Origin of the sequence: Streptomyces thermocarboxydus, from assembly GCF_024760485.1 — a bacterium.
In the GTDB taxonomy this organism is placed as follows: Bacteria; Actinomycetota; Actinomycetes; order Streptomycetales; family Streptomycetaceae; genus Streptomyces; species Streptomyces cellulosae.
The window spans coordinates 6,321,975-6,340,149 of record NZ_CP058273.1 but is presented as its reverse complement, the minus strand read 5'-3'; the positions used below and the strand labels follow the sequence as shown (position 1 = coordinate 6,340,149).

Annotated in this window: 17 protein-coding genes; 1 reads left to right on the top strand and 16 read right to left on the bottom strand. The window is 72.4% G+C overall.

Going from position 1 to position 18,175, the window contains the following annotated elements:
* Positions 1-14 precede the first annotated feature (14 nt).
* The 16 genes from ispG to AY578_RS28825 all read right to left on the bottom strand — a co-directional run bounded on the left by ispG (position 15) and on the right by AY578_RS28825 (position 16,938).
* On the bottom strand, positions 15-1,169 hold the full coding sequence (ispG, locus tag AY578_RS28895) for a flavodoxin-dependent (E)-4-hydroxy-3-methylbut-2-enyl-diphosphate synthase (RefSeq protein WP_028960941.1): 1,155 nt from the start codon (positions 1,167-1,169) through the stop codon (positions 15-17).
* A gap of 5 nt (positions 1,170-1,174) precedes the next feature.
* On the bottom strand, positions 1,175-2,197 hold the full coding sequence (gene hpnH / locus AY578_RS28890) for an adenosyl-hopene transferase HpnH (protein WP_019527745.1): 1,023 nt from the start codon (positions 2,195-2,197) through the stop codon (positions 1,175-1,177).
* A gap of 5 nt (positions 2,198-2,202) precedes the next feature.
* Positions 2,203-2,844 (bottom strand): 5'-methylthioadenosine/S-adenosylhomocysteine nucleosidase family protein, encoded by a 642-nt coding sequence (locus AY578_RS28885; protein ID WP_161108998.1) that lies wholly within the window; start codon positions 2,842-2,844, stop codon positions 2,203-2,205.
* Positions 2,844-4,889, bottom strand: coding sequence for a squalene--hopene cyclase (shc, locus tag AY578_RS28880; RefSeq protein WP_019527747.1), 2,046 nt, complete (start codon positions 4,887-4,889; stop codon positions 2,844-2,846). Before shc ends, AY578_RS28885 begins: the two co-directional genes overlap by 1 nt.
* Before the next feature lie 116 nt (positions 4,890-5,005).
* Positions 5,006-6,070: a polyprenyl synthetase family protein gene (locus AY578_RS28875; protein ID WP_026244261.1), complete on the bottom strand. Its 1,065-nt coding sequence runs from the start codon at positions 6,068-6,070 to the stop codon at positions 5,006-5,008.
* A 71-nt stretch (positions 6,071-6,141) separates the two neighbouring features.
* Complete coding sequence (hpnE, locus tag AY578_RS28870; RefSeq protein WP_258906094.1) at positions 6,142-7,572, bottom strand: hydroxysqualene dehydroxylase HpnE; 1,431 nt, start codon at positions 7,570-7,572, stop codon at positions 6,142-6,144.
* The gene (locus AY578_RS34160) at positions 7,569-7,697 is read right to left on the bottom strand and encodes a DUF6380 family protein (RefSeq protein WP_353963471.1); all 129 of its coding nucleotides are present in this window, start codon (positions 7,695-7,697) and stop codon (positions 7,569-7,571) included. The genes hpnE and AY578_RS34160 overlap by 4 nt, the downstream gene beginning before the upstream one ends.
* A complete protein-coding gene (hpnD, locus tag AY578_RS28865; RefSeq protein WP_019527750.1) occupies positions 7,697-8,647 on the bottom strand; it encodes a presqualene diphosphate synthase HpnD in 951 nt (316 codons plus the stop codon). Before hpnD ends, AY578_RS34160 begins: the two co-directional genes overlap by 1 nt.
* Positions 8,644-9,555: a squalene synthase HpnC gene (gene hpnC / locus AY578_RS28860; protein WP_028960944.1), complete on the bottom strand. Its 912-nt coding sequence runs from the start codon at positions 9,553-9,555 to the stop codon at positions 8,644-8,646. Before hpnC ends, hpnD begins: the two co-directional genes overlap by 4 nt.
* Positions 9,556-9,917: 362 nt before the next feature.
* Positions 9,918-10,697, bottom strand: coding sequence for an ABC transporter ATP-binding protein (locus AY578_RS28855; RefSeq protein ID WP_137207860.1), 780 nt, complete (start codon positions 10,695-10,697; stop codon positions 9,918-9,920).
* Positions 10,690-11,625, bottom strand: coding sequence for an ABC transporter permease (locus tag AY578_RS28850; RefSeq protein WP_028960946.1), 936 nt, complete (start codon positions 11,623-11,625; stop codon positions 10,690-10,692). Before AY578_RS28850 ends, AY578_RS28855 begins: the two co-directional genes overlap by 8 nt.
* A 95-nt stretch (positions 11,626-11,720) precedes the next feature.
* A complete protein-coding gene (locus AY578_RS28845; protein WP_019527970.1) occupies positions 11,721-12,593 on the bottom strand; it encodes a glycosyltransferase family 2 protein in 873 nt (290 codons plus the stop codon).
* Positions 12,594-12,601: 8 nt separating this feature from the next.
* Entirely contained in the window at positions 12,602-13,345 is a 744-nt protein-coding gene (locus AY578_RS28840; RefSeq protein WP_078504721.1) for a CDP-alcohol phosphatidyltransferase family protein, read from the bottom strand.
* Between the two features lie 13 nt (positions 13,346-13,358).
* Positions 13,359-14,420, bottom strand: a complete 1,062-nt coding sequence (locus AY578_RS28835) for an iron-containing alcohol dehydrogenase family protein (protein ID WP_019527972.1) — start codon at positions 14,418-14,420, stop codon at positions 13,359-13,361.
* On the bottom strand, positions 14,408-15,160 hold the full coding sequence (locus AY578_RS28830) for a phosphocholine cytidylyltransferase family protein (RefSeq protein ID WP_214258147.1): 753 nt from the start codon (positions 15,158-15,160) through the stop codon (positions 14,408-14,410). The genes AY578_RS28835 and AY578_RS28830 overlap by 13 nt, the downstream gene beginning before the upstream one ends.
* Positions 15,157-16,938, bottom strand: a complete 1,782-nt coding sequence (locus AY578_RS28825; RefSeq protein WP_258906086.1) for a DUF5941 domain-containing protein — start codon at positions 16,936-16,938, stop codon at positions 15,157-15,159. Before AY578_RS28825 ends, AY578_RS28830 begins: the two co-directional genes overlap by 4 nt.
* A 250-nt stretch (positions 16,939-17,188) precedes the next feature.
* Here AY578_RS28825 and galE point away from each other — a divergent pair, with 250 nt between their 5' ends.
* Complete coding sequence (galE, locus tag AY578_RS28820; protein WP_019524963.1) at positions 17,189-18,169, top strand: UDP-glucose 4-epimerase GalE; 981 nt, start codon at positions 17,189-17,191, stop codon at positions 18,167-18,169.
* Positions 18,170-18,175: the final 6 nt, after the last annotated feature.

Sequence of the window (18,175 nt, the reverse complement as noted above, 5' to 3'; positions counted from 1 at the left end):
CGGTTCCGTGCTGCTCAGCTCACGGTGACGGCCGGCTCCCCCGACGCGATGCCGTCTCTCTCCATCTGCTCGGCGATCTTCATCGCCTCCTCGATCAGCGTCTCCACGATCTTCGACTCGGGCACGGTCTTGATGACCTCGCCCTTCACGAAGATCTGCCCCTTGCCGTTGCCCGAGGCCACACCCAGGTCCGCCTCGCGCGCCTCACCCGGGCCGTTCACCACACAGCCCATGACCGCCACGCGCAGCGGCACCTCCATGCCGGTCAGGCCCGCGGTGACCTCCTCCGCGAGCTTGTACACGTCCACCTGCGCCCGCCCGCACGACGGGCAGGACACGATCTCCAGACCCCGCTGCCGCAGGTTCAACGACTCCAGGATCTGGATGCCGACCTTGATCTCCTCCACCGGCGGCGCGGAGAGGGAGACACGGATGGTGTCGCCGATGCCCTGCGACAGCAGCGCGCCGAAGGCGACGGCCGACTTGATGGTGCCCTGGAACGCCGGGCCAGCCTCGGTGACACCCAGGTGGAGCGGGTAGTCGCACCGCTCGGCGAGCCGGCGGTAGGCCTCGACCATCACGACCGGGTCGTTGTGCTTCACCGAGATCTTGATGTCCCGGAAGTCGTGCTCCTCGAACAGCGACGCCTCCCACAGCGCCGACTCCGCCAGCGCCTCCGGCGTGGCCTTGCCGTACTTCTGCAGCAGCCGCCGGTCCAGCGAGCCCGCGTTCACCCCGATACGGATCGGGGTGCCGTGGTCCTTCGCCGCCTTGGCGATCTCCTTGACCTGGTCGTCGAACTTCTTGATGTTGCCCGGGTTCACCCGCACCGCCGCACAGCCCGCCTCGATCGCGGCGAACACGTACTTCGGCTGGAAGTGGATGTCCGCGATCACCGGGATCTGCGACTTCTTCGCGATCACCGGCAGCGCGTCCGCGTCGTCCTGCGTCGGGCACGCCACCCGCACGATCTGGCAGCCCGACGCGGTCAGCTCCGCGATCTGCTGCAGCGTCGCACCGATGTCCGACGTGCGCGTGGTGGTCATCGACTGCACCGACACCGGGGCGCCACCGCCCACCGCCACGGATCCGACCTGGATCTGCCGGCTCTTCCGACGCACGGCGAGCGTGGCCGGGACCTCGGGGAGGCCCAGGGAGACTGCGGTCATCTGTGTCACTCCCTGTTCGACGAGACGGTCTCACGCATGGCGCGCAGGGACTCCTTCAGGGAGCCCATGGTGGCGAGGACGGCGGTGGGCTCGTAGCCGCAGTGCGCCATGCAGTTGGCGCAGCGCGGGTCCTTGCCGCGGCCGTACTTGTCCCAGTCGGTGTCCTCGATGAGTTCCCGGTACGTCGGCACGTAGCCGTCGCTCATCAGGTAGCAGGGGCGCTGCCAGCCGAACAGGGAGTAGTTGGGGATCGCCCAGGCGGTGCACGGGAAGTCCACCTTGCCCTCGAGGAAGTCGAGGAACAGCGGGGAGTGGTTCAGCCGCCAGCGGCGCCGGTTGCCGCCCGCGAAGGCCTTCTTGAACAGCTCGCGGGTCTGCTCCACGCCCAGGAAGTGCTCCTGGTCGGGCGCCTTCTCGTAGGCGTAGGCGGGCGAGATCATCATCTCGTCGACCTTGAGGTCGTCGTTGAGGTAGTTGAGCACCTCGACGATGGTCTGCGGGGTGTCGGTGTTGAAGAACGTCGAGTTGGTGGTGACCCGGAAGCCGCGCCGCTTGGCCTCCTTGATGGCCGCCACGGCCTCGTCGAACACGCCTTCCTTGGCGACGGACTCGTCGTGCCGCTCCCGCAGCCCGTCGATGTGCACCGCGAACGCGAAGTACGGCGACGGGGTGAACTTGTCCATCTTCTTGCGCAGCAGCATGGCGTTGGTGCACAGGAAGACGTACTTCCGGCGGGCCACCAGTTGACGCACGATCTCGTCGATCTGGGGGTGCATCAGGGGCTCGCCGCCGGCGATCGACACCATGGGCGCCCCGGACTCCAGGACGGCGCCGACGGCCTGCGCGACGGGCATGCGCTGCTTCAGCACACCGGCCGGGTGCTGGATCTTGCCGCATCCCTCGCACTTGAGGTTGCAGGCGAAGAGCGGTTCCAGTTCGACGATGAGCGGGAACTTGTCCCGCCCGCGGAGCTTCTGTTCGGCCAAGTATGTAGCGACCTTGATGGACTGACGCAGCGGCATGGCCATCTGGCTCACCTCCTGGGGAGCAGCAAGGAACGGTGCCATTCATAGAAAGCCGGGAGTACGGAACGAAGGACACGGAAAGCCGATATTCCACCGCGGACCGTGCCGATGCGGACGAGTTCGTGTTCAGGAGCGTCCACGACCACCCGGACGGCCGCAACCGGGCGCTCGGCCGCGCGGACGGCGCTCAGGAGCGTGGCCGCCGACTCCATGTCCACGGCGATCGCGCCGGTCGCGAGCAGGTCGGCGCGTTCGTGGCCGCGGACGACGTGGTCGGAGCCGGTGAGGGGGCCGGTGTGCACGGTGCGTCCGGGCACCGCGCGCACCAGCTCCTTCACCAGGAGTTCGGTGCCGACGCAGGGCACGCTGCCGCGCGGGTCCCGGGTCTCCTCGGCGACGACCAGATCGCCGGGGTGCATGCCAGGGGCGAGGCCCGCGCAGAAGCCGGTGGCGAGGACGGCGGCCCCGTGCAGCGCCGGGTCGGCGAGCACCCGGGTGACGGACCGCTCGGCCGCCGCCGGCCCCATGCCGGTGCGCAGGACGGTGACCGGCCCGCCTGGTGTGGTGCGCTCCCGCCTGCGCAGCGCGAACTGTTCGATGCCGAGCGCGCAGGCGATCAGCAGCGGGGCGGGGGCGGGCCGGCCGCTCATCAGCTGCCCTTCGCGTCGGCGAGCGCCTGCGCGGAGCCGGCCGCCGCTGTCGCCTCGGCAGGTTTCGCGGTAAACGGCTCGCCGTGGACGTACCGGCCGAGCGCGGTGAGCGGGAACACCTGCCGGTAGAGGTGGTAGTTGATGGAGAAGTCCCACGGGAAGCCGGTGCCGGTGAAGTACGGCTCGTCCCAGGAGCCGTCCTCCTTCTGGGTGTTCGCCAGCCAGGCGACTCCGCGTGCGACGGCTTCGGAGTCCCGCTCCCCCGCCGCGAGCAGCGCCATCAGCGCCCAGGCGGTCTGGGAGGCGGTGGAGGCGCCCTTGCCGCTCCACTCCCTGGCGTGGCGGTAGGAGCGCAGGTCCTCGCCCCAGCCGCCGTCCTCGTTCTGCACCTTCTCCAGCCAGGCCACGGCCCGCCGGATCGCCGGGTGTGAGGTGGGGATGCCGGCCGCGGTCAGGGCGGGGACCACGGAGCCGGTGCCGTAGAGGTAGTTGACGCCCCAGCGGCCGAACCACGAGCCGTCCGGCTCCTGTTCGGCGAGCAGCCACTCCACGCCTCGCCGGGTGCGCGGGTCCTGGGCGAGCCCTTCGACGGCGAGCATCTCCACGACATGCGCGGTGACGTCGGCCGACGGCGGGTCGATGACCTCGCCGAAGTCGCAGAACGGCAGCCGGTTGGGGAACGGGCTGGTGTTGTCGACGTCGAAGGCGCCCCAGGCGCCGTTCTTCGACTGCATGCCGAGGTTCCAGCGCACCCCGCGCCCGATGGCGTTGTCCAGCCGCTCCGGGTCGTGGTGCTTGACCCGGCGCAGCGCGAGGACCACCTCGGCGGTGTCGTCGATGTCGGGGTAGTTGTCGTTGTGGAACTCGAACGCCCAGCCGCCCGGCGGGAGATGGGGCCGGCGCACGGACCAGTCGCCGGGCCGGACCACCTGCTCTCCGAGCATCCAGTCGGCGGCCTTGACCAGTTGCGGGTGGTCGGCGGGCACGCCCGCGTCGGCCAGCGCGATGGTGGCGAGGCAGGTGTCCCACACCGGGGACTGGCAGGCCTCGATCATCCGGGCGCCGTCCTCGCGCCACACGGCGAACCGGTCCAGGGACTCCAGACCGGCGCGCACCACCGGGTGGTTGAGGTCGTAGCCGAGCAGGTGCAGGGCGATGACCGAGTACACGGCCGGGGGCTGGATGCCGCCCCAGCAGCCGTCGTTCTCCTGCCGTTCGATGATCCACCGGGCGGCGGTGTTCATCGCGGCCCGGCGCAGCCGGCGCGGGACGGCCTTGCGCAGCGCGTGCAGGCCCTTGTCCAGCCGCTGGAAGGCGCCGTCCCAGGTGTTCGCCGGGGCGAGCGGCCGGGGAGGGCTGGGGTTCGCCGGGTCGGTGTGCAGCTCGTCGAGCGGGAAGGGGGCGGGGCGCACCGGCCGCTTGGCGGAGACGATGGTGAGCGGCACGATGGTCTGCCGCGCCCAGCAGCCGAAGTCGTAGATGTTGAGCGGCACCCAGGTGGGGAACCAGATCAGCTCGGGCGGCAGTTCGGGCAGGTCCTCCCACTTCCACCAGCCGAACAGGGCCAGCCAGATGCGGGTGAAGACGCGGGACGCGGCGATGCCGCCCTGCTCCCGGATCCAGGCCGAGGCCTTCGCCATGTGCTCGGCGTCGGGGGCGTCGCCGGCCAGCCGCAGCGCGACGTACGCCTCGATGGTGGTGGAGAGTTCGCCGGGGCCGCCGTAGAAGGAGGCCCAGGTGCCGTCCTCGCGCTGCTCCCCGCGGATGAACAGGGCGGCGGCGCGGGTGGTGTCCTCGTCGAGGATGCCGAGGAACTGACGCAGCAGCAGGTCCTCGGCGTCCATCGTGACGTTGGTCTCGAGGTCACCCTTCCACCAGCCCTCGTCGCTCTGACGGGACAGCAGGAAGTCGGTGGCGCGCCGTACGGCGCGGGCGGCGATGTCGGGTACCCCGGCCGCCTCGGGGCTGTCGGTGTCGTGTTCGCTGGCCGCGGTGAGCCGGGACGGCGAGGCCGCCCCGGTGCTTCCGTCGGTCGTCGCTGTCATGGCTTCCCCTTCGTGCAGTCCTGCAAGTGGTGCGTCTGCTGTGGGTCCGCCGTCGGCCGGTGGGGGGTGCTCCCCACCGGCCGGCGACTACGCGAGGGCTATTCGACCGATAGTGATCATCTCTTTCGTACGACGACGAAGTCCGCGAGCGCCGTGAACTGGTCCCGCACCCGGTCGGGCATGTCCACGAGGTCGAGGGCCTCGATGGCGAGGGTGTGCTGACGTCGTGCCTCCTCGGCGGTCCACTCACGGCCGCCGGCCTCCTCGATGAGGGCGGCACGGGCCGCGAACTCCTCCTCGGAGAAGTTCGCGAAGTCGCTGCTCTTGGCGTCGGCGGCGAGGATCTCGCCGAGCCGGGCGGCGGCCGGGCCGTCCGCGGCGAGCGCGGCCACGACCGGGAGGGACTTCTTGCGCTGGCGCAGGTCGCTCCACGTCTGCTTGCCGGTGGACTCCGGGTCTCCCCAGATGCCGAGCAGGTCGTCGACGGCCTGGAAGGCGAGGCCCAGGTGGTGGCCGTAGCGCTCCAGGGCGTCGGCGGTGTGCTCGTCCGCGCCGCCGAGGACCGCGCCGATGGAGCTGGCGCAGGCGAGCAGCGCGCCGGTCTTGTTGCCCTCCATCTCCAGGCACTCCTCGACGCTGACGCGGTCGCGGTGCTCGTAGGAGATGTCCTGGGCCTGTCCGTCGATGAGCGCGCGGCTGGCCCGGGTGAGGCGGCGCGCGGCGCGGCCGGCCTCGACGGTGCCGAGTTCCAGCAGCACCTCGTTGGCCAGGGCGAACAGGGCGTCGCCGACCAGGATGGCCTGGGCGGGGCCGTGCACCTTCCAGACGGTGTCGCGGTGCCGGCGCTGCTCGTCGCCGTCCATCAGGTCGTCGTGCAGCAGCGAGAAGTTGTGGACCAGTTCGACGGCGACCGCGCCGGGCACGCCGGTCTCCGGGGCGGCGCCGGTGACCTCGGCGGACAGCACGGCGAGGGCGGGGCGTACGGCCTTGCCGCCGTCGCCGTCCGCGGGCCGGCCCTGGGCGTCGATCCAGCCGAAGTGGTAGGCGGCGACCGTGTCCATGGGAGGCGCCAGGCGGTCGACGGCCGCCCGCAGTACCGGCGTGGCCAGGGTCCGGCCGCGCTCCAGGAGCGCGGACACGTCCACCGCGGTCCTTCGAGCGGCCTGCGAGGCCGGGGGCACAGTGGGCACAGTCTCTCCTCTTGTTGCGGTACCGGGGGTGCGGGGACCTGCCGCGCCGCTCTGCTGCAGCATCAGGCCGCCTCCTCGAGGGCGAAGAGGTGGCGCGGGCGGGGCCGGCCGAGGGCGCCCAGCGCGGCGTCCGCCGCGCCGACGCCGCTGCGGACCGCACTCTCCATGGTCGCGGGCCACCCGGTGGCGGTCCACGCTCCGGCCAGGTAGAGGCCGGGTGCCTTGGTGCGGGCGCCGGGCCTGAGGCGTCCGACGCCGGGGGCGGGAGCGAAGGTCGCGGTGCGCTCCCGGGTGACGAAGAAGTCCAGGACCTCGGCGCCCCGGGTGCGCGGCAGCAGCCGCTCCAGTTCGGGCAGGTACCGCGCGCGCAGGTCGGCGACGGGCGCGTCGATGTCGTCGTGGGCGACCGACTGGGACAGCGCCAGGTACTGGCCGTGGCGCAGTCCTGAGGCATGGGTGCGGTCGAAGACCCACTGCACGGGGGTGCCGAGGGCGGCGAAGAAGGGCCGGGTGAGCACCGTGCGGTCGTAGACCACGTGCACGTTGAGGATGGGGGCGGTGCCGATGGCGAGCAGCCGGTCCGGGTCGTCGAGCGCGCCGGCGGGCAGCAGGTCGTGGGCCTCGCGCTGGGGCACGGCGAGGACGACGGCGTCGGCGCGGAGCGTCTCGCCGGGGATGTCGACGGTCCAGCCGGCGTCGCCGTCGGCGCGGACGGAGGTGACGCGGGTGCGGGTCTCGGTGCGGACGCCCGCGGAGTCGAGTGCCTTGCGGGCGAGCCGGTCGTGCAGGTCGCCGAGCGGCACCCGGGCCCAGCCGATGTCGGCGGCGCCGGGGTCGGAGAGCAGGCCGGTCTTGAAGACCATCGCGGCGAGCGCCAGCGAGGAGTCGCCCGCGACGGCGTTGAGGGTGGCGACCCCGACGAGGTCCCACAGGGCCTCGACGGCGCGCGGGGACTGGCCGTGGGCGGCGAGCCAGCTGCCGAAGTCCTGCTCGTCCAGGGCGGGATCGCCGAGGTCGAGGCCCTTCAGGGCGAGCGCGGCGCGGCCCACCCTGGCCCGGTCGGCGAGCGACAGGTGGGGGTACGCGGCGAGGCTGCGGCCGAGGTGGAGGGGCACCGGCAGCGGGTCGCGCCGCAGCCGTCCCAGCCGCCGTCCCTCGGGACGGTCCGCGTCGACCACGGGGACGTCGAGGCGGTCCTGCAGCGGCGCCAGGTCGGCTCCCCCGATGCGGTCGAGGAACCAGCGGTAGGCGGTGCAGCAGCGCAGGTAGACGTGCTGGCCGTTGTCGACGGTGAGGTCGCCGCGCCGGAAGGAGAAGGCGAGTCCGCCCAGGCGGGGCCGCCCTTCGAGGAGGGTGACGCGCACGCCGGCGTCGGCGAGGGCGAGGGCGGCGGTGGTGCCGGCCAGTCCGCCGCCGACCACGACGGCGTGGCGTCCCGGCGGGACCGGGCCGTCCGTGTGCGGGGCCCCCGCGGAGCGTGTGCCGTGGCTCATGCGCCCTCCCCCGGTCTGCCGGGCGCGACAGGTGCGCGGCCGGCCGTCTCGGTGAGGGACGCGTCGGAGCGGCGGAGGGTTGCGCGCCGCTTTTCGTCCGGGTGCTCCGGGTTCGCGGTGCCCATCAGGCGCGCCTCCCGACGGTGCGCCGGGCGACGTGCCGGGTGTCGAGCCCGGACAGTCCGCGCACGGCGACGTACGCCTTCTCCCGGCCGGGGAGGGAGACACGGCCGCGCAGCACGGCCTCGGGGTCGCGCTCGATGCGGTCCAGGAGGCGGCGGTAGATGCCGGCCATGGCGGCGACGCAGGCGCCGCTGCGCCGGTCGAGCATGGGGAGCAGGCGGTAGCCCTCGGCGAAGAGGGCGCGGGCCCTGCGCACCTCGAAGTGCACCAGGCCCGCGAAGTCTGAGCCCTGAGGCGGTGTCGGTCCGGCGAAGCCGTCGGAGCAGCCGAACTTGGCGAGGTCGTCGGCGGGCAGATAGGTGCGCCCGTTCTCGGCGTCCTCGCGGACGTCGCGCAGGATGTTGGTGAGCTGGAGCGCCAGGCCCAGCGTGTCGGCGTACTCGGAGGCGCGTTCCACGCCGCGCGCGCCGGGCTCGGTGCCGAACACGCCGAGGGAGAGCCGTCCGATGGCGCCGGCGACGCAGCGGCAGTAGACCTTCAGGTCGTCCCAGGTCTCGTACGTCTCGCCGCGCAGGTCCATCTGGACGCCGTCGATGAGTTCGTCCAGGCCGCCGAGGGGGATCGGGAAGCGCGTGGCGGCGTGGGAGAGGGCGACCGCGACCGGGTCGGTGTCGTCCTCGTCGATCCCGCCCTCGCGGATGCGGGTGAGGAGGGCGCGGGTGTCCTCGAGCCGGGAGACCTTGACGTCGTCGGGGAGCGGGCCGTCGCCGATGTCGTCGACCCGCCGGGAGAACGCGTACAGGGCCGACATGGCGCGCCGCTTGGGCGTCGGCAGCAGCCGGATGCCGTAGGCGAAGTTGCGTGCCTGCTGGCCGGTGACGGTCTCGCAGTAGCTGTAGGCGGCGAGTACCGGTGCGGACGCGGATGCTTGCGGCTCCACGGTCCCGATCACCCCTTTCCTCGCAGAGTCACGCCCGCCTCGCGCAGCAGCTGCAGCGTGCCGGGCTTGGGCGGGCCGGGAAGTACGTCGTAGTCGGCGGCCGCGATGGCGCGGACGGCCGCCCTTCCTCCCGCCACGAACCCCGCGAGCAGGAGTCTGAGCCGGCCCCGGACGCTGCCCACCAGGGGTGCGCCCTCGTCCAGCAGGTCGAGGGCGCGCTGCGCCTGGAACGCGACGAGTGCGCGCACCGAGGCGCCCGCGGTGGGCGCGGCGAGGTCGGTCTCCTGGACGTGGAAGCGTTTCATGTCCGCGGCGGGCACGTAGATGCGGTCGCGGCCGAGGTCCTCGGCGACGTCCTGGAGGTGCTCGACGATCTGCAGGGCGGTGCAGATCGCGTCGGAGCGGCGGATGCGCTCCGGGGTGGCGGTCCCGGTGACGGCGAGAACGAGGCGGCCGACCGGGTTGGCCGACAGCTCGCAGTAGGCGAGCAGGTCGTCGAACGTCTCGTAGCGCGTGACCAGCTGGTCCTGGCGGTTCGCGGCGATCAGCCCGAGGAACGGCTCCGGGGTCAGCGCGCGGCGGCGGACCGTGGGCTCCAGGCGGAGCAGCAGGGGGTGGCGGGGGGCCGGTCCCGAGGGGTCGAACACGCGGTGAAGATCGGCTTCCAGGGCGTCCAGGAGGGTGAGGCGGTCCTCGGCCTCCGGGCCGGGGACGCCGAGGGCGCGGGCGTCGGCGCCGCCGGGGGCCAGGTCGCCGTCGCCGATGTCGTCGACCAGACGGGCGAAGCCGTAGACGGCCATGAGGTCGTCGCGCCAGGCCCGGGGCAGGAAGAAGGGCGCCACCGGGAAGTTCTCGGCGGCGGCCTTGTCGAGGGTGGCCCGTTCGAGGTCGGCGGGGCGCGCCTGGCCGACGGCCGTCATCGCGGACTGCCCGGGAAGAGGACGGCGCATGCTGAGTTCAGCCGGGGAGTCTCCGAAGCCATTGCCGTCACATCTCCCGTTCTACACTGCTGACCCAATTCACACTATTTCGGACACGCCGCCCAGGCGTCCACCCGACGGCGCCGAGGAATGGTGTCGGGCATTATGGCCCTGATTGCCGCCTTTCGGGGACCGGTACAGCTTACGTCGTACAACGCGCCGTTCCTCGACGGGGGTCTTCCGTGCTCCACGACAACACATCGTCCGGCGTCAAGATTCCGCCGTGCACGAGGAGTTGACACATCTTTTGCAGACGCCGGGCCCCACCGGACCGTTCCGGCGGGGCCCCTGGGCGGAACGGGCTACTTGCCGGTGAACTTCTCGTACTCGCGGAGCACCTCGTCCGTCGGCCCGTCCATGCGCAGCTCCCCGCGCTCCAGCCACAGCACCCGGTCGCAGGTGTCGCGGATGGACTTGTTGTTGTGGCTGACCAGGAACACCGTGCCGGCGTGCTTGCGCAGCTCCCGGATGCGGGCCTCGGAGCGCTTCTGGAACTTGCGGTCGCCGGTGGCCAGCGCCTCGTCGATCATCAGGACGTCGTGGTCCTTGGCGGCGGCGATGGAGAAGCGGAGGCGGGCCGCCATGCCGGAGGAGTAGGTGCGCATGGGGAGGGTGATGAAGTCGCCCTTCTCGTTGATCCCGGAGAAGTCGACGATGTCCTGGTAGCGCTCCTTGATCTCCTCGCGGGACATGCCCATCGCGAGCCCGCCGAGGATGATGTTCCGCTCGCCGGTGAGGTCGTTCATCAGGGCCGCGTTGACTCCGAGCAGGGACGGCTGGCCGTCGGTGTAGACCTTGCCGCGCTCGGCGGGCAGCAGTCCGGCGACGGCGCGCAGCAGGGTCGACTTGCCGGAGCCGTTGGACCCGATCAGGCCGATGGCCTCGCCGCGGTAGGCCACGAAGGACACCCCGCGCACGGCGTGCACCTTGCGCACGCCCCGCTCCTCGCCGCGCTTGAGGATCCGGCTGAGCGCCGCGGTGGCGCTGCCCTTGCCCGACCGGGCGCCGTTCACGCGGTAGACGATGTGCAGGTCGTCCGCGATGACGGTGGGCACCCGGGCGCCCGTCTTGTCGTCAGCCACGGCCGTACCTCTCCTCTGCCTTCCAGAAGTAGACGAAGCCGACCACGCCGGCCAGCACCGCCCAGCCGAGCGCGAACGCCCAGATGTGCGGCGGCAGGTAGGACGCGTCGTACTTGTCGATCAGCGCGAACCGCACCAGGTCCATGTAGACCGCGGCCGGGTTCCACTGCAGGACGTCCGCCACCCAGGACGGCACGTTCTTGTCCTCCAGCATCGCCGGGATGGAGAACATCACCCCGGATGCGTACATCCAGGTCCGCAGCACGAACGGCATCAGCTGCGCCAGGTCGGGGGTCTTGCTGCCCATCCGCGCGAAGATCAGCGCGAGCCCGGTGTTGAACACGAACTGCAGCGCCAGCGCCGGCACGATCAGCAGCCACGACAGATCCGGATAGCTCCGGAACGCCACCATGACGACGACCAGGACGATCATCGAGAACAGCAGCTGCTGGAGCTGCTGCAGCGCGAACGAGATCGGCAGCGACGCCCGCGGGAAGTGCAGCGCCCGCACCAGCCCCAGGTTGCCCGAGATCGCCCGGACACCGGCCAGCACCGAGCTCTGGGTGAACGTGAACACGAACACGCCCGTCACCAGGAACGGCACGTACACGTCGCTCGGGATGCCGCGCCGGGCGCCCAGCAGCAGACCGAAGATGAAGAAGTACACGGCCGCGTTCAGCAGCGGCGTCGCCACCTGCCACAGCTGCCCCAGCTTCGCCTTGCTGTACTGGGCCGTCAGCTTGGCCTGCGAGAAGGCCAGGATGAAGTGCCGCCGCCCCCACAGCTGACGGACGTACTCGCCGAGGGACGGGCGGGCGCCGCTGACGGACAGCCCGTACTTCGCGGCCAGCTCGGCCGCCGTAAGGCCCTCGTCGGGCGACACGGGCGCGCCGACCGCGACCGTGCCGTCGTGCGTAGTCTCACTCACGGGTGGATGTCTTTCGTCCTCGAGGTGCGTGGCCCGCGCGGGCCTGCCAGGAGCCGGGGAACCGGGTGGGGCCGGATCCCCGGACTCGAAGCTTGTCAGATCACCGGGGGCCGGCCCAGCCGGGTCAGCCGCCACACCGTACGCCACTTCATGGGGCGCCGGGGTCCGCAGGGCGAGGTCCAGCCTTCCTTGAAGCCGCCGAACCACGCCTTGAGCGCGGGGCCCGAGGGGCGGCGCAGCAGGGTGAGGAGCAGCCACACGCCCAGGTACACGGGGACGAGGGGGGCGGGCAGGTTGCGCCGGGCGAGCCAGACGCGGTTGCGGGCCACCATCCGGTGGTAGACCGCGTGGCGGGAGGGGGCGGTCGTGGGGTGGTACAGCACCATGTCCGACCGGTAGTCGATCATCCAGCCGGCGTCGAGGGCGCGCCAGGCCAGATCGGTCTCCTCGTGGGCGTAGAAGAACTCGTCCGGCAGTCCGCCGACCTCCGCGAAGACCTGGGTGCGCACCGCGTTGGCGCCGCCGAGGAAGGTGGTCACGCGGGAGGAGCGCATCGGGTCGGAGGCGCGCAGCCGGGGCACGTGCCGGCGCTGGGTGACGCCGGTGTCCGGGTCGGCGATGCGGAAGCTGATGATGCCGAGCCGGGGGTCCTCGGCGAACGCCTTCCGGCACAGCTCGGCGGTGTCGGTGTGCGCGAGCAGGCCGTCGTCGTCGAGGAACATCAGGATGTCGACGTCCCGGCCGCCGGGACCGAACGCCTCGATGCCGACGTTGCGCCCGCCGGGGATGCCGAGGTTCTCGGGCAGCTCGACGGTCTTGACGCCCTCGGGGACGTCGGGGACGGGCGAGCCGTTGCCGACGACCACGACCTGGACGGGGTCGCCGTCCTGCTTGGCGACCGAGTCGAGCAGGGCCCGCAGCTCGTCGGGGCGGTTGCCCATGGTGATGATCACCGCGCCGACCTTCATGCCCGCGCTCACTTCAGCCTGCTCGAGACGAGGACGGACACGAGGTGCAGCAGGGTCTGCAGCAGGGCGATCCCGGCGAGGACGGCGGTGCCGAGGCGGGTGAAGAACAGGTCGCCGCGGGCGGAGTCGAGGATCGCGAGGAGCAGGATCAGCAGGGACGCCTCTATGCCCAGGATCAGCCGGTGGAACTTCAGGGCGGCGGCGGCCTTGCGGGCGAGCGCCATGCCGGAGGAGCGCGGCTCGGCGGCGGACTCCTGCACCGGGGGCATGCCGTTCTGGTGGCGGGCGACACCGACCAGGTCGGTCTCCGCCTTGATGAGTATCGCGCCCAGCGCGGCGAGGGTGCCGAGGAAGGCCCACAGCCAGTCGATACGGCCGGTGCCCCACAGGTCGGCGGCGCGCAGGCCGAGACCGACCAGCACGGCGGCGTCGGTCAGGTAGGCGCCGACGCGGTCCATGTAGACGCCGGCGAGGGAGTACTGCTTGCGCCAGCGGGCGATCTCGCCGTCGACGCAGTCGAGCAGCAGGTACAGCTGGACCGCGACCACCCCGAGGACCGCCCCCGTGATGCCGGGCACCAGGAGGGCGGGCGCCGCGAGGACACCGCAGAGGGTCATCAGATATGTGAGCTGGTTGGGGGTGACCCGGGTGTTCACCAGGTAGCGGTCGACCCGCAGGGACACCTCGCGCATGTAGAGGCGTCCCATCCAGTGCTCACCGCTGCGCCGGTCCTTGACCCCAGCGGGGTGCACGACCGGACGGAGTTCAGCTACCGATGGCCTTGACATAGTCGGCGTAGACGTCCTTGATCTGTTCGGTGGTCAGGGCGAGGTGTTCGAGGATGGTGAAGCGGCCGGGGCGGGTCTCGGGGGCGTACTCGACGACGCGGACGAACTCGTCGACGGAGAACCCGATCTCCTCGGGGAGCACCGGCAGCCCGTGCCGGCGGAGCACCTCGGCCATGGCCGCCGACTCCTCGTGCGCGCCGCGCAGGTACATCGCGAAGGCGGCGCCGAGACCGCACTGCTCGCCGTGGGCGGCGGCCCGCTGGGGGTAGAGCAGGTCGAAGGCGTGGTTGATCTCGTGGCAGGCGCCGGAGGAGGGCCGGGAGTCGCCGGACACGGACATCGAGATGCCGGTGAGGACCAGGGCCTCGGCGAGCACCTGGAGGAAGCCGTCGTCGTCGACGCCGCCCGGGTGCCGGAGCACGGCCTCGCCGGCCTGGCGGGCCATGGCGGCGGCGAGTCCGTCGACCTTCTCGCCCGTGACGCGGTGGGACAGCTCCCAGTCGGCGACGGCGGAGATGTTGGAGACGACGTCGCCGATGCCGGAGCGGACGAACCGGACCGGGGCCTCGCGGATGACGTTGAGGTCGATCACGACGGCGATCGGGTTGGGCACACCGTACGAGCCGCGGCCCGCGTCGTTGTCGAGGGTGGCGACCGGCGAGCACAGGCCGTCGTGCGCCAGGTTGGTGGCGACCGCGACCAGGGGCAGGCCGACGCGCGCCGAGGCGAACTTGGCGCAGTCGATGATCTTCCCGCCGCCGAGGCCGACGACCGCGTCGTAGCGGCCGCCCTGGATCTCGCCGGCCAGCCGGACCGCGTCGTCGATGGTGCCGCCGCCGACCTCGAACCAGTCGGCGCCGGGCAGCGAGGGCGCGACGCGGTCGCGCAGCCGGGCGCCGGAGCCGCCGCTGACGGCGATGGCGAGCCGGCCGGACTGCGAGATGCGCTCGTCCGCGAGGACGCAGGCCAGGTCGTCGAGGGCGCCGGGGCGGATGTCGACGACGACCGGCGAGGGGATGAGCCGGGTCAGTACTGGCACGCGATCTCCCGTCCGCGGGCGAGGTCGTCGTGGTTGTCGATCTCGACCCACCGGACGTCGCCGATCGGCGCCACATCGATCCGGAAGCCCCGGTTCACCAGCTCCTGGTAACCGTCCTCGTAGTACAGCTGCGGGTCCCGCTCGAACGTCGCCTTCAGCGCGTCCGCCAGATGCTCCGCCGCGCCGCCCTCGATCAGCGTCACACCGATGTACTCGCCGGTCGCCTCCGCCGGGTCCATCAGCTTGGTGATCCGCCGCATCCCCTTCTCCGGGTCCACGACGACCTTCATCTCCTCGTCGGCGAGCTGCTTCACCGTGTCCAGCGCCAGGATGATCTGCCTGCCGTCACCGCGCGCGTCCAGCAGCGTCCGCTCCACCGACACCGGGTGCACCGTGTCCCCGTTGGCGAGGATCACACCGTCCTTCAGCGCGTCCCGCGCACACCACAGCGAGTAGGCGTTGTTCCACTCCTCCGCCTTGTCGTTGTCGATGAGCGTCAGCTTCAGCCCGTACTTCGCCTCCAGCGCCGCCTGCCGCTCGTACACGGCCTCCTTGCGGTAGCCGACCACGACACCGACCTCGGTCAGCCCGATCTCCGCGAAGTTTCCGAGCGTCAGGTCCAGGACCGTGGGCTCCCCTTCTATGCCCGCGGGCCCCACCGGCACCAGCGCCTTGGGCAGCGTGTCGGTGTAGGGGCGCAGACGCCGGCCGGCGCCGGCCGCCAGCACGAGGCCGATCATGCGGGTTCTCCTTCGTCGTGTACGGCGGGCGCGCCACCCCGATGGGCGGTCACCCAGAAGCGGATGCTCTCGGCGAGCACCACGAGAGCCACGGCCACGGCGAGGGCCGTGAGCGCGACGGTGAAACCGGGCGCGGTGAGCACGGCCGCCAGGACGGCGACCGCCAGCGTGCGACCTTCGTGCCCCCCGGTCGCCCGCACCAGCGGACGCGGGGGCGCGCCCGCGTCGCCGCGGATGCGGTAGACCGTGTCGTAGTGATGGTAGGCGACCGCGGACACCAGTCCGTAGGCCGCGGGAAGGGCTCCGTTCGCCTCCGCGTCGGCCGCCAGGACCAGGACGGTTCCGTACTCGGCGGCGCGGAACAGCGGGGGGACGAGCCAGTCGAGGCGGCCGGTGAGGGGGCGGCCGAGGGCGGCGGCGGAGCAGACCACGTAGGCGACGGCGGCGAGGACGGTCTGCCATCCGGCGCCCCACAGGAGGGCGGAGCCCGTCACCAGCACGGCGCCGAGCGCGGCGGCGGCCACGCCGCCGCGGGCCCAGGAGCGGTGGAGCAGCTCGGTGAGCGGTCCGCCGTCGGCGAGGTCGGCGAGGGCCTGGGCGGCCTTCCCCTCCACGCGCCCGCCGCGCAGGGAGCGCAGGACGCGTCCGGCGGTGGTGTACACGGCGGCGAAGGCGCAGCCGGCGAGCAGCACCCAGAAGGTGACGCGGGGCGTGGTGGCGGCGGTGAGGACGGCGACCAGCGCCCAGCGCTCGCCGATCGGCAGGACGATCATGCGGCGCACCCAGACCGTCCAGCCGACGCGGTCCAGGCGGCCCGACAGGGCGGCGGCGGGGCCTTCCGCGGCGCCGGTCCTGGCCTCGGCGAAGGAGAAGTCGACCACGTGCCGGCAGGACTGGAGGATTATGGCGCCGAGCGCCAGGGCCCAGACGTCGTCGCCGGTACGGGCCGCGCCGAGGGCGAGGCCGGCGTAGAAGGCGTACTCCTTGGCCCGGTCGAACGTGGCGTCGAGCCAGGCGCCGAGCGTGGAGTACTGGAGCGAGTAGCGGGCGAGCTGGCCGTCGGCGCAGTCCAGGACGAACGACCCGAGGAGCAGCACGGCGGCGGCGACGAACCCCGCCCTGGTGCCGGTGGCGGCGCAGCCGGCCGCGATCAGCGCGGTGAGCAGGGAGGCGGTGGTGACCTGGTTCGGGGTCAGTCCGCGGCGGGCGCACCAGCGCGCGAGATGGCGCGAGTAGGGGCTGACGCAGAAGGTGGTGAAGAAGCCGTCGCGGGCCTTGACGGCGGACCTGAGGCGTACGGCCTCCTCGTCCACGGCGGCGACGGCCTGCCGCGCCTCGTTGCGGGCCTGCGGGCCGTCGGGCACGGCGGCGACCAGGCTGCCGAGCTCGGGGCGGTGCACGTCGGTGTCGAGGGCTGCGGTGACCCGGTCCGGGAGGCCCTCCACGAGGGTGCCGTTGCCGGCGCCCTGCCCGGAGGCGGAGTTCTCGCGGGCCATCGCGCGGGTCAGGGCCTGGCGTCCGGAGCGCTGGGCGGTGACGGCGCCGGGGATCGCGGAGAGCGGGAAGCGGGGGTCGGTCAGACCGAGCCGCAGGGCGTGCACGTGTCCGACGAACCGGGTGTCGACCAGGGCGACCCGTTCCTCCCCGGGGACCTCGGCGAGCAGTGTCTCGGCCTCCGCGGCGCCGGCGGCGGTCCGCACGTCGAAGCCGAGGGAGCGCAGGTCGCCCTCGAGTGACGAGCCGGGGACCGGGGGGCCGGTGACGATGGCGGTCGGCAACCGAAAACTCACTCCCTGGGGGCGACGCGTCCACGCCGGTCATGTACACGGTCTTGCGCGCCCGTCCCCCGTCCGGAGGTCCTGCGGGCGGCATGTCGGCAGAGGCTATCGGATACGCGGAGGCCCACGTTCACCGCCCGTTCTCCGGCCGGATCGACGCGGTTCGCCCGCTCCTGTGCCGCGCTCATCATCGGGGATGGCGGCCCCGGCTCACAAACCGCGCCGGTGGCTCGCCTTAGGGTGGACCACCATGACGTGGCTGATCACCGGCGGAGCCGGATACATCGGGGCCCATGTGGTGCGGGCCATGACGGACGCCGGGGAGCGGGTCGTCGTGCTGGACGACCTCTCCGCGGGGGTCCCGGCGCGGCTGCCCGAGGGCGTTCCGCTGGTCCGGGGCTCGGCGCTGGACGGCGAGCTGCTGACCAAGGTGCTCGCCGAGCACGGCGCGACCGGGGTGCTGCACCTCGCCGCGCGCAAGCAGCCCGGGGAGTCGGTGGCCCAGCCGATCCGCTATTACCGGGAGAACCTGGGCGGTCTGGCGACCCTGCTGGACGCCGTCGCGGAGGCGGGCGTCCGGCGCTTCGTGTTCTCCTCGTCCGCGGCCGTCTACGGCGACCCGCACGTGGACCTCATCACGGAGGACACGCCCTGCGCCCCCGTGAACCCCTACGGCGAGACCAAGCTCGCCGGGGAGTGGCTGGTGCGGGCGGCGGGCCGGGCGCACGGCATCGACACGGTGTGCCTGCGCTACTTCAACGTCGCGGGCGCGGCGGCCCCCGAGCTTGCCGACACCGGCGTCTTCAACATCGTGCCGATGGTCTTCGACCGGCTCACCCGGGGTGAGGCACCGCGGATCTTCGGCGACGACTACCCCACCCCGGACGGCACCTGCATCCGGGACTACATCCATGTGGCCGACCTCGCGGACGCCCACCTCGCGGCGGTGCGCACGCTGGCCGAGGGCGGTATCGAGGGCGATCTGACGGTGAACGTCGGACGCGGCGAGGGCGTCTCCGTCCGGGAGCTGATCACGCTCATCGGGGAGGTCACCGGCGACACCCGCACCCCGGTGGTCGAGCCGCGCAGGCCCGGCGACCCGCCCCGCGCGGTGGCCTCGGCCGCCCTCGCGAGCGAGCGTCTGGGCTGGACGGCGCGCCGTTCGGTGCGCGAGATGGTCGCGTCGGCCTGGCAGGGCTGGCAGCTCCTGCAGGGCGCCCCCCGCGCCTGACCTGCG

Coding starts and splice junctions, on each gene's coding strand:
- AY578_RS34160 (WP_353963471.1), bottom strand. CDS start 7,697: ATGGGCACCGCGAACCCGGAGCACCCGGACGAAAAGCGGCGCGCAACC.
- shc (WP_019527747.1), bottom strand. CDS start 4,889: ATGACAGCGACGACCGACGGAAGCACCGGGGCGGCCTCGCCGTCCCGG.
- hpnH (WP_019527745.1), bottom strand. CDS start 2,197: ATGGCCATGCCGCTGCGTCAGTCCATCAAGGTCGCTACATACTTGGCC.
- galE (WP_019524963.1), top strand. CDS start 17,189: ATGACGTGGCTGATCACCGGCGGAGCCGGATACATCGGGGCCCATGTG.
- ispG (WP_028960941.1), bottom strand. CDS start 1,169: ATGACCGCAGTCTCCCTGGGCCTCCCCGAGGTCCCGGCCACGCTCGCC.
- AY578_RS28885 (WP_161108998.1), bottom strand. CDS start 2,844: ATGAGCGGCCGGCCCGCCCCCGCCCCGCTGCTGATCGCCTGCGCGCTC.
- hpnE (WP_258906094.1), bottom strand. CDS start 7,572: ATGAGCCACGGCACACGCTCCGCGGGGGCCCCGCACACGGACGGCCCG.
- AY578_RS28830 (WP_214258147.1), bottom strand. CDS start 15,160: ATGATCGGCCTCGTGCTGGCGGCCGGCGCCGGCCGGCGTCTGCGCCCC.
- hpnC (WP_028960944.1), bottom strand. CDS start 9,555: ATGACGGCCGTCGGCCAGGCGCGCCCCGCCGACCTCGAACGGGCCACC.
- AY578_RS28845 (WP_019527970.1), bottom strand. CDS start 12,593: ATGAAGGTCGGCGCGGTGATCATCACCATGGGCAACCGCCCCGACGAG.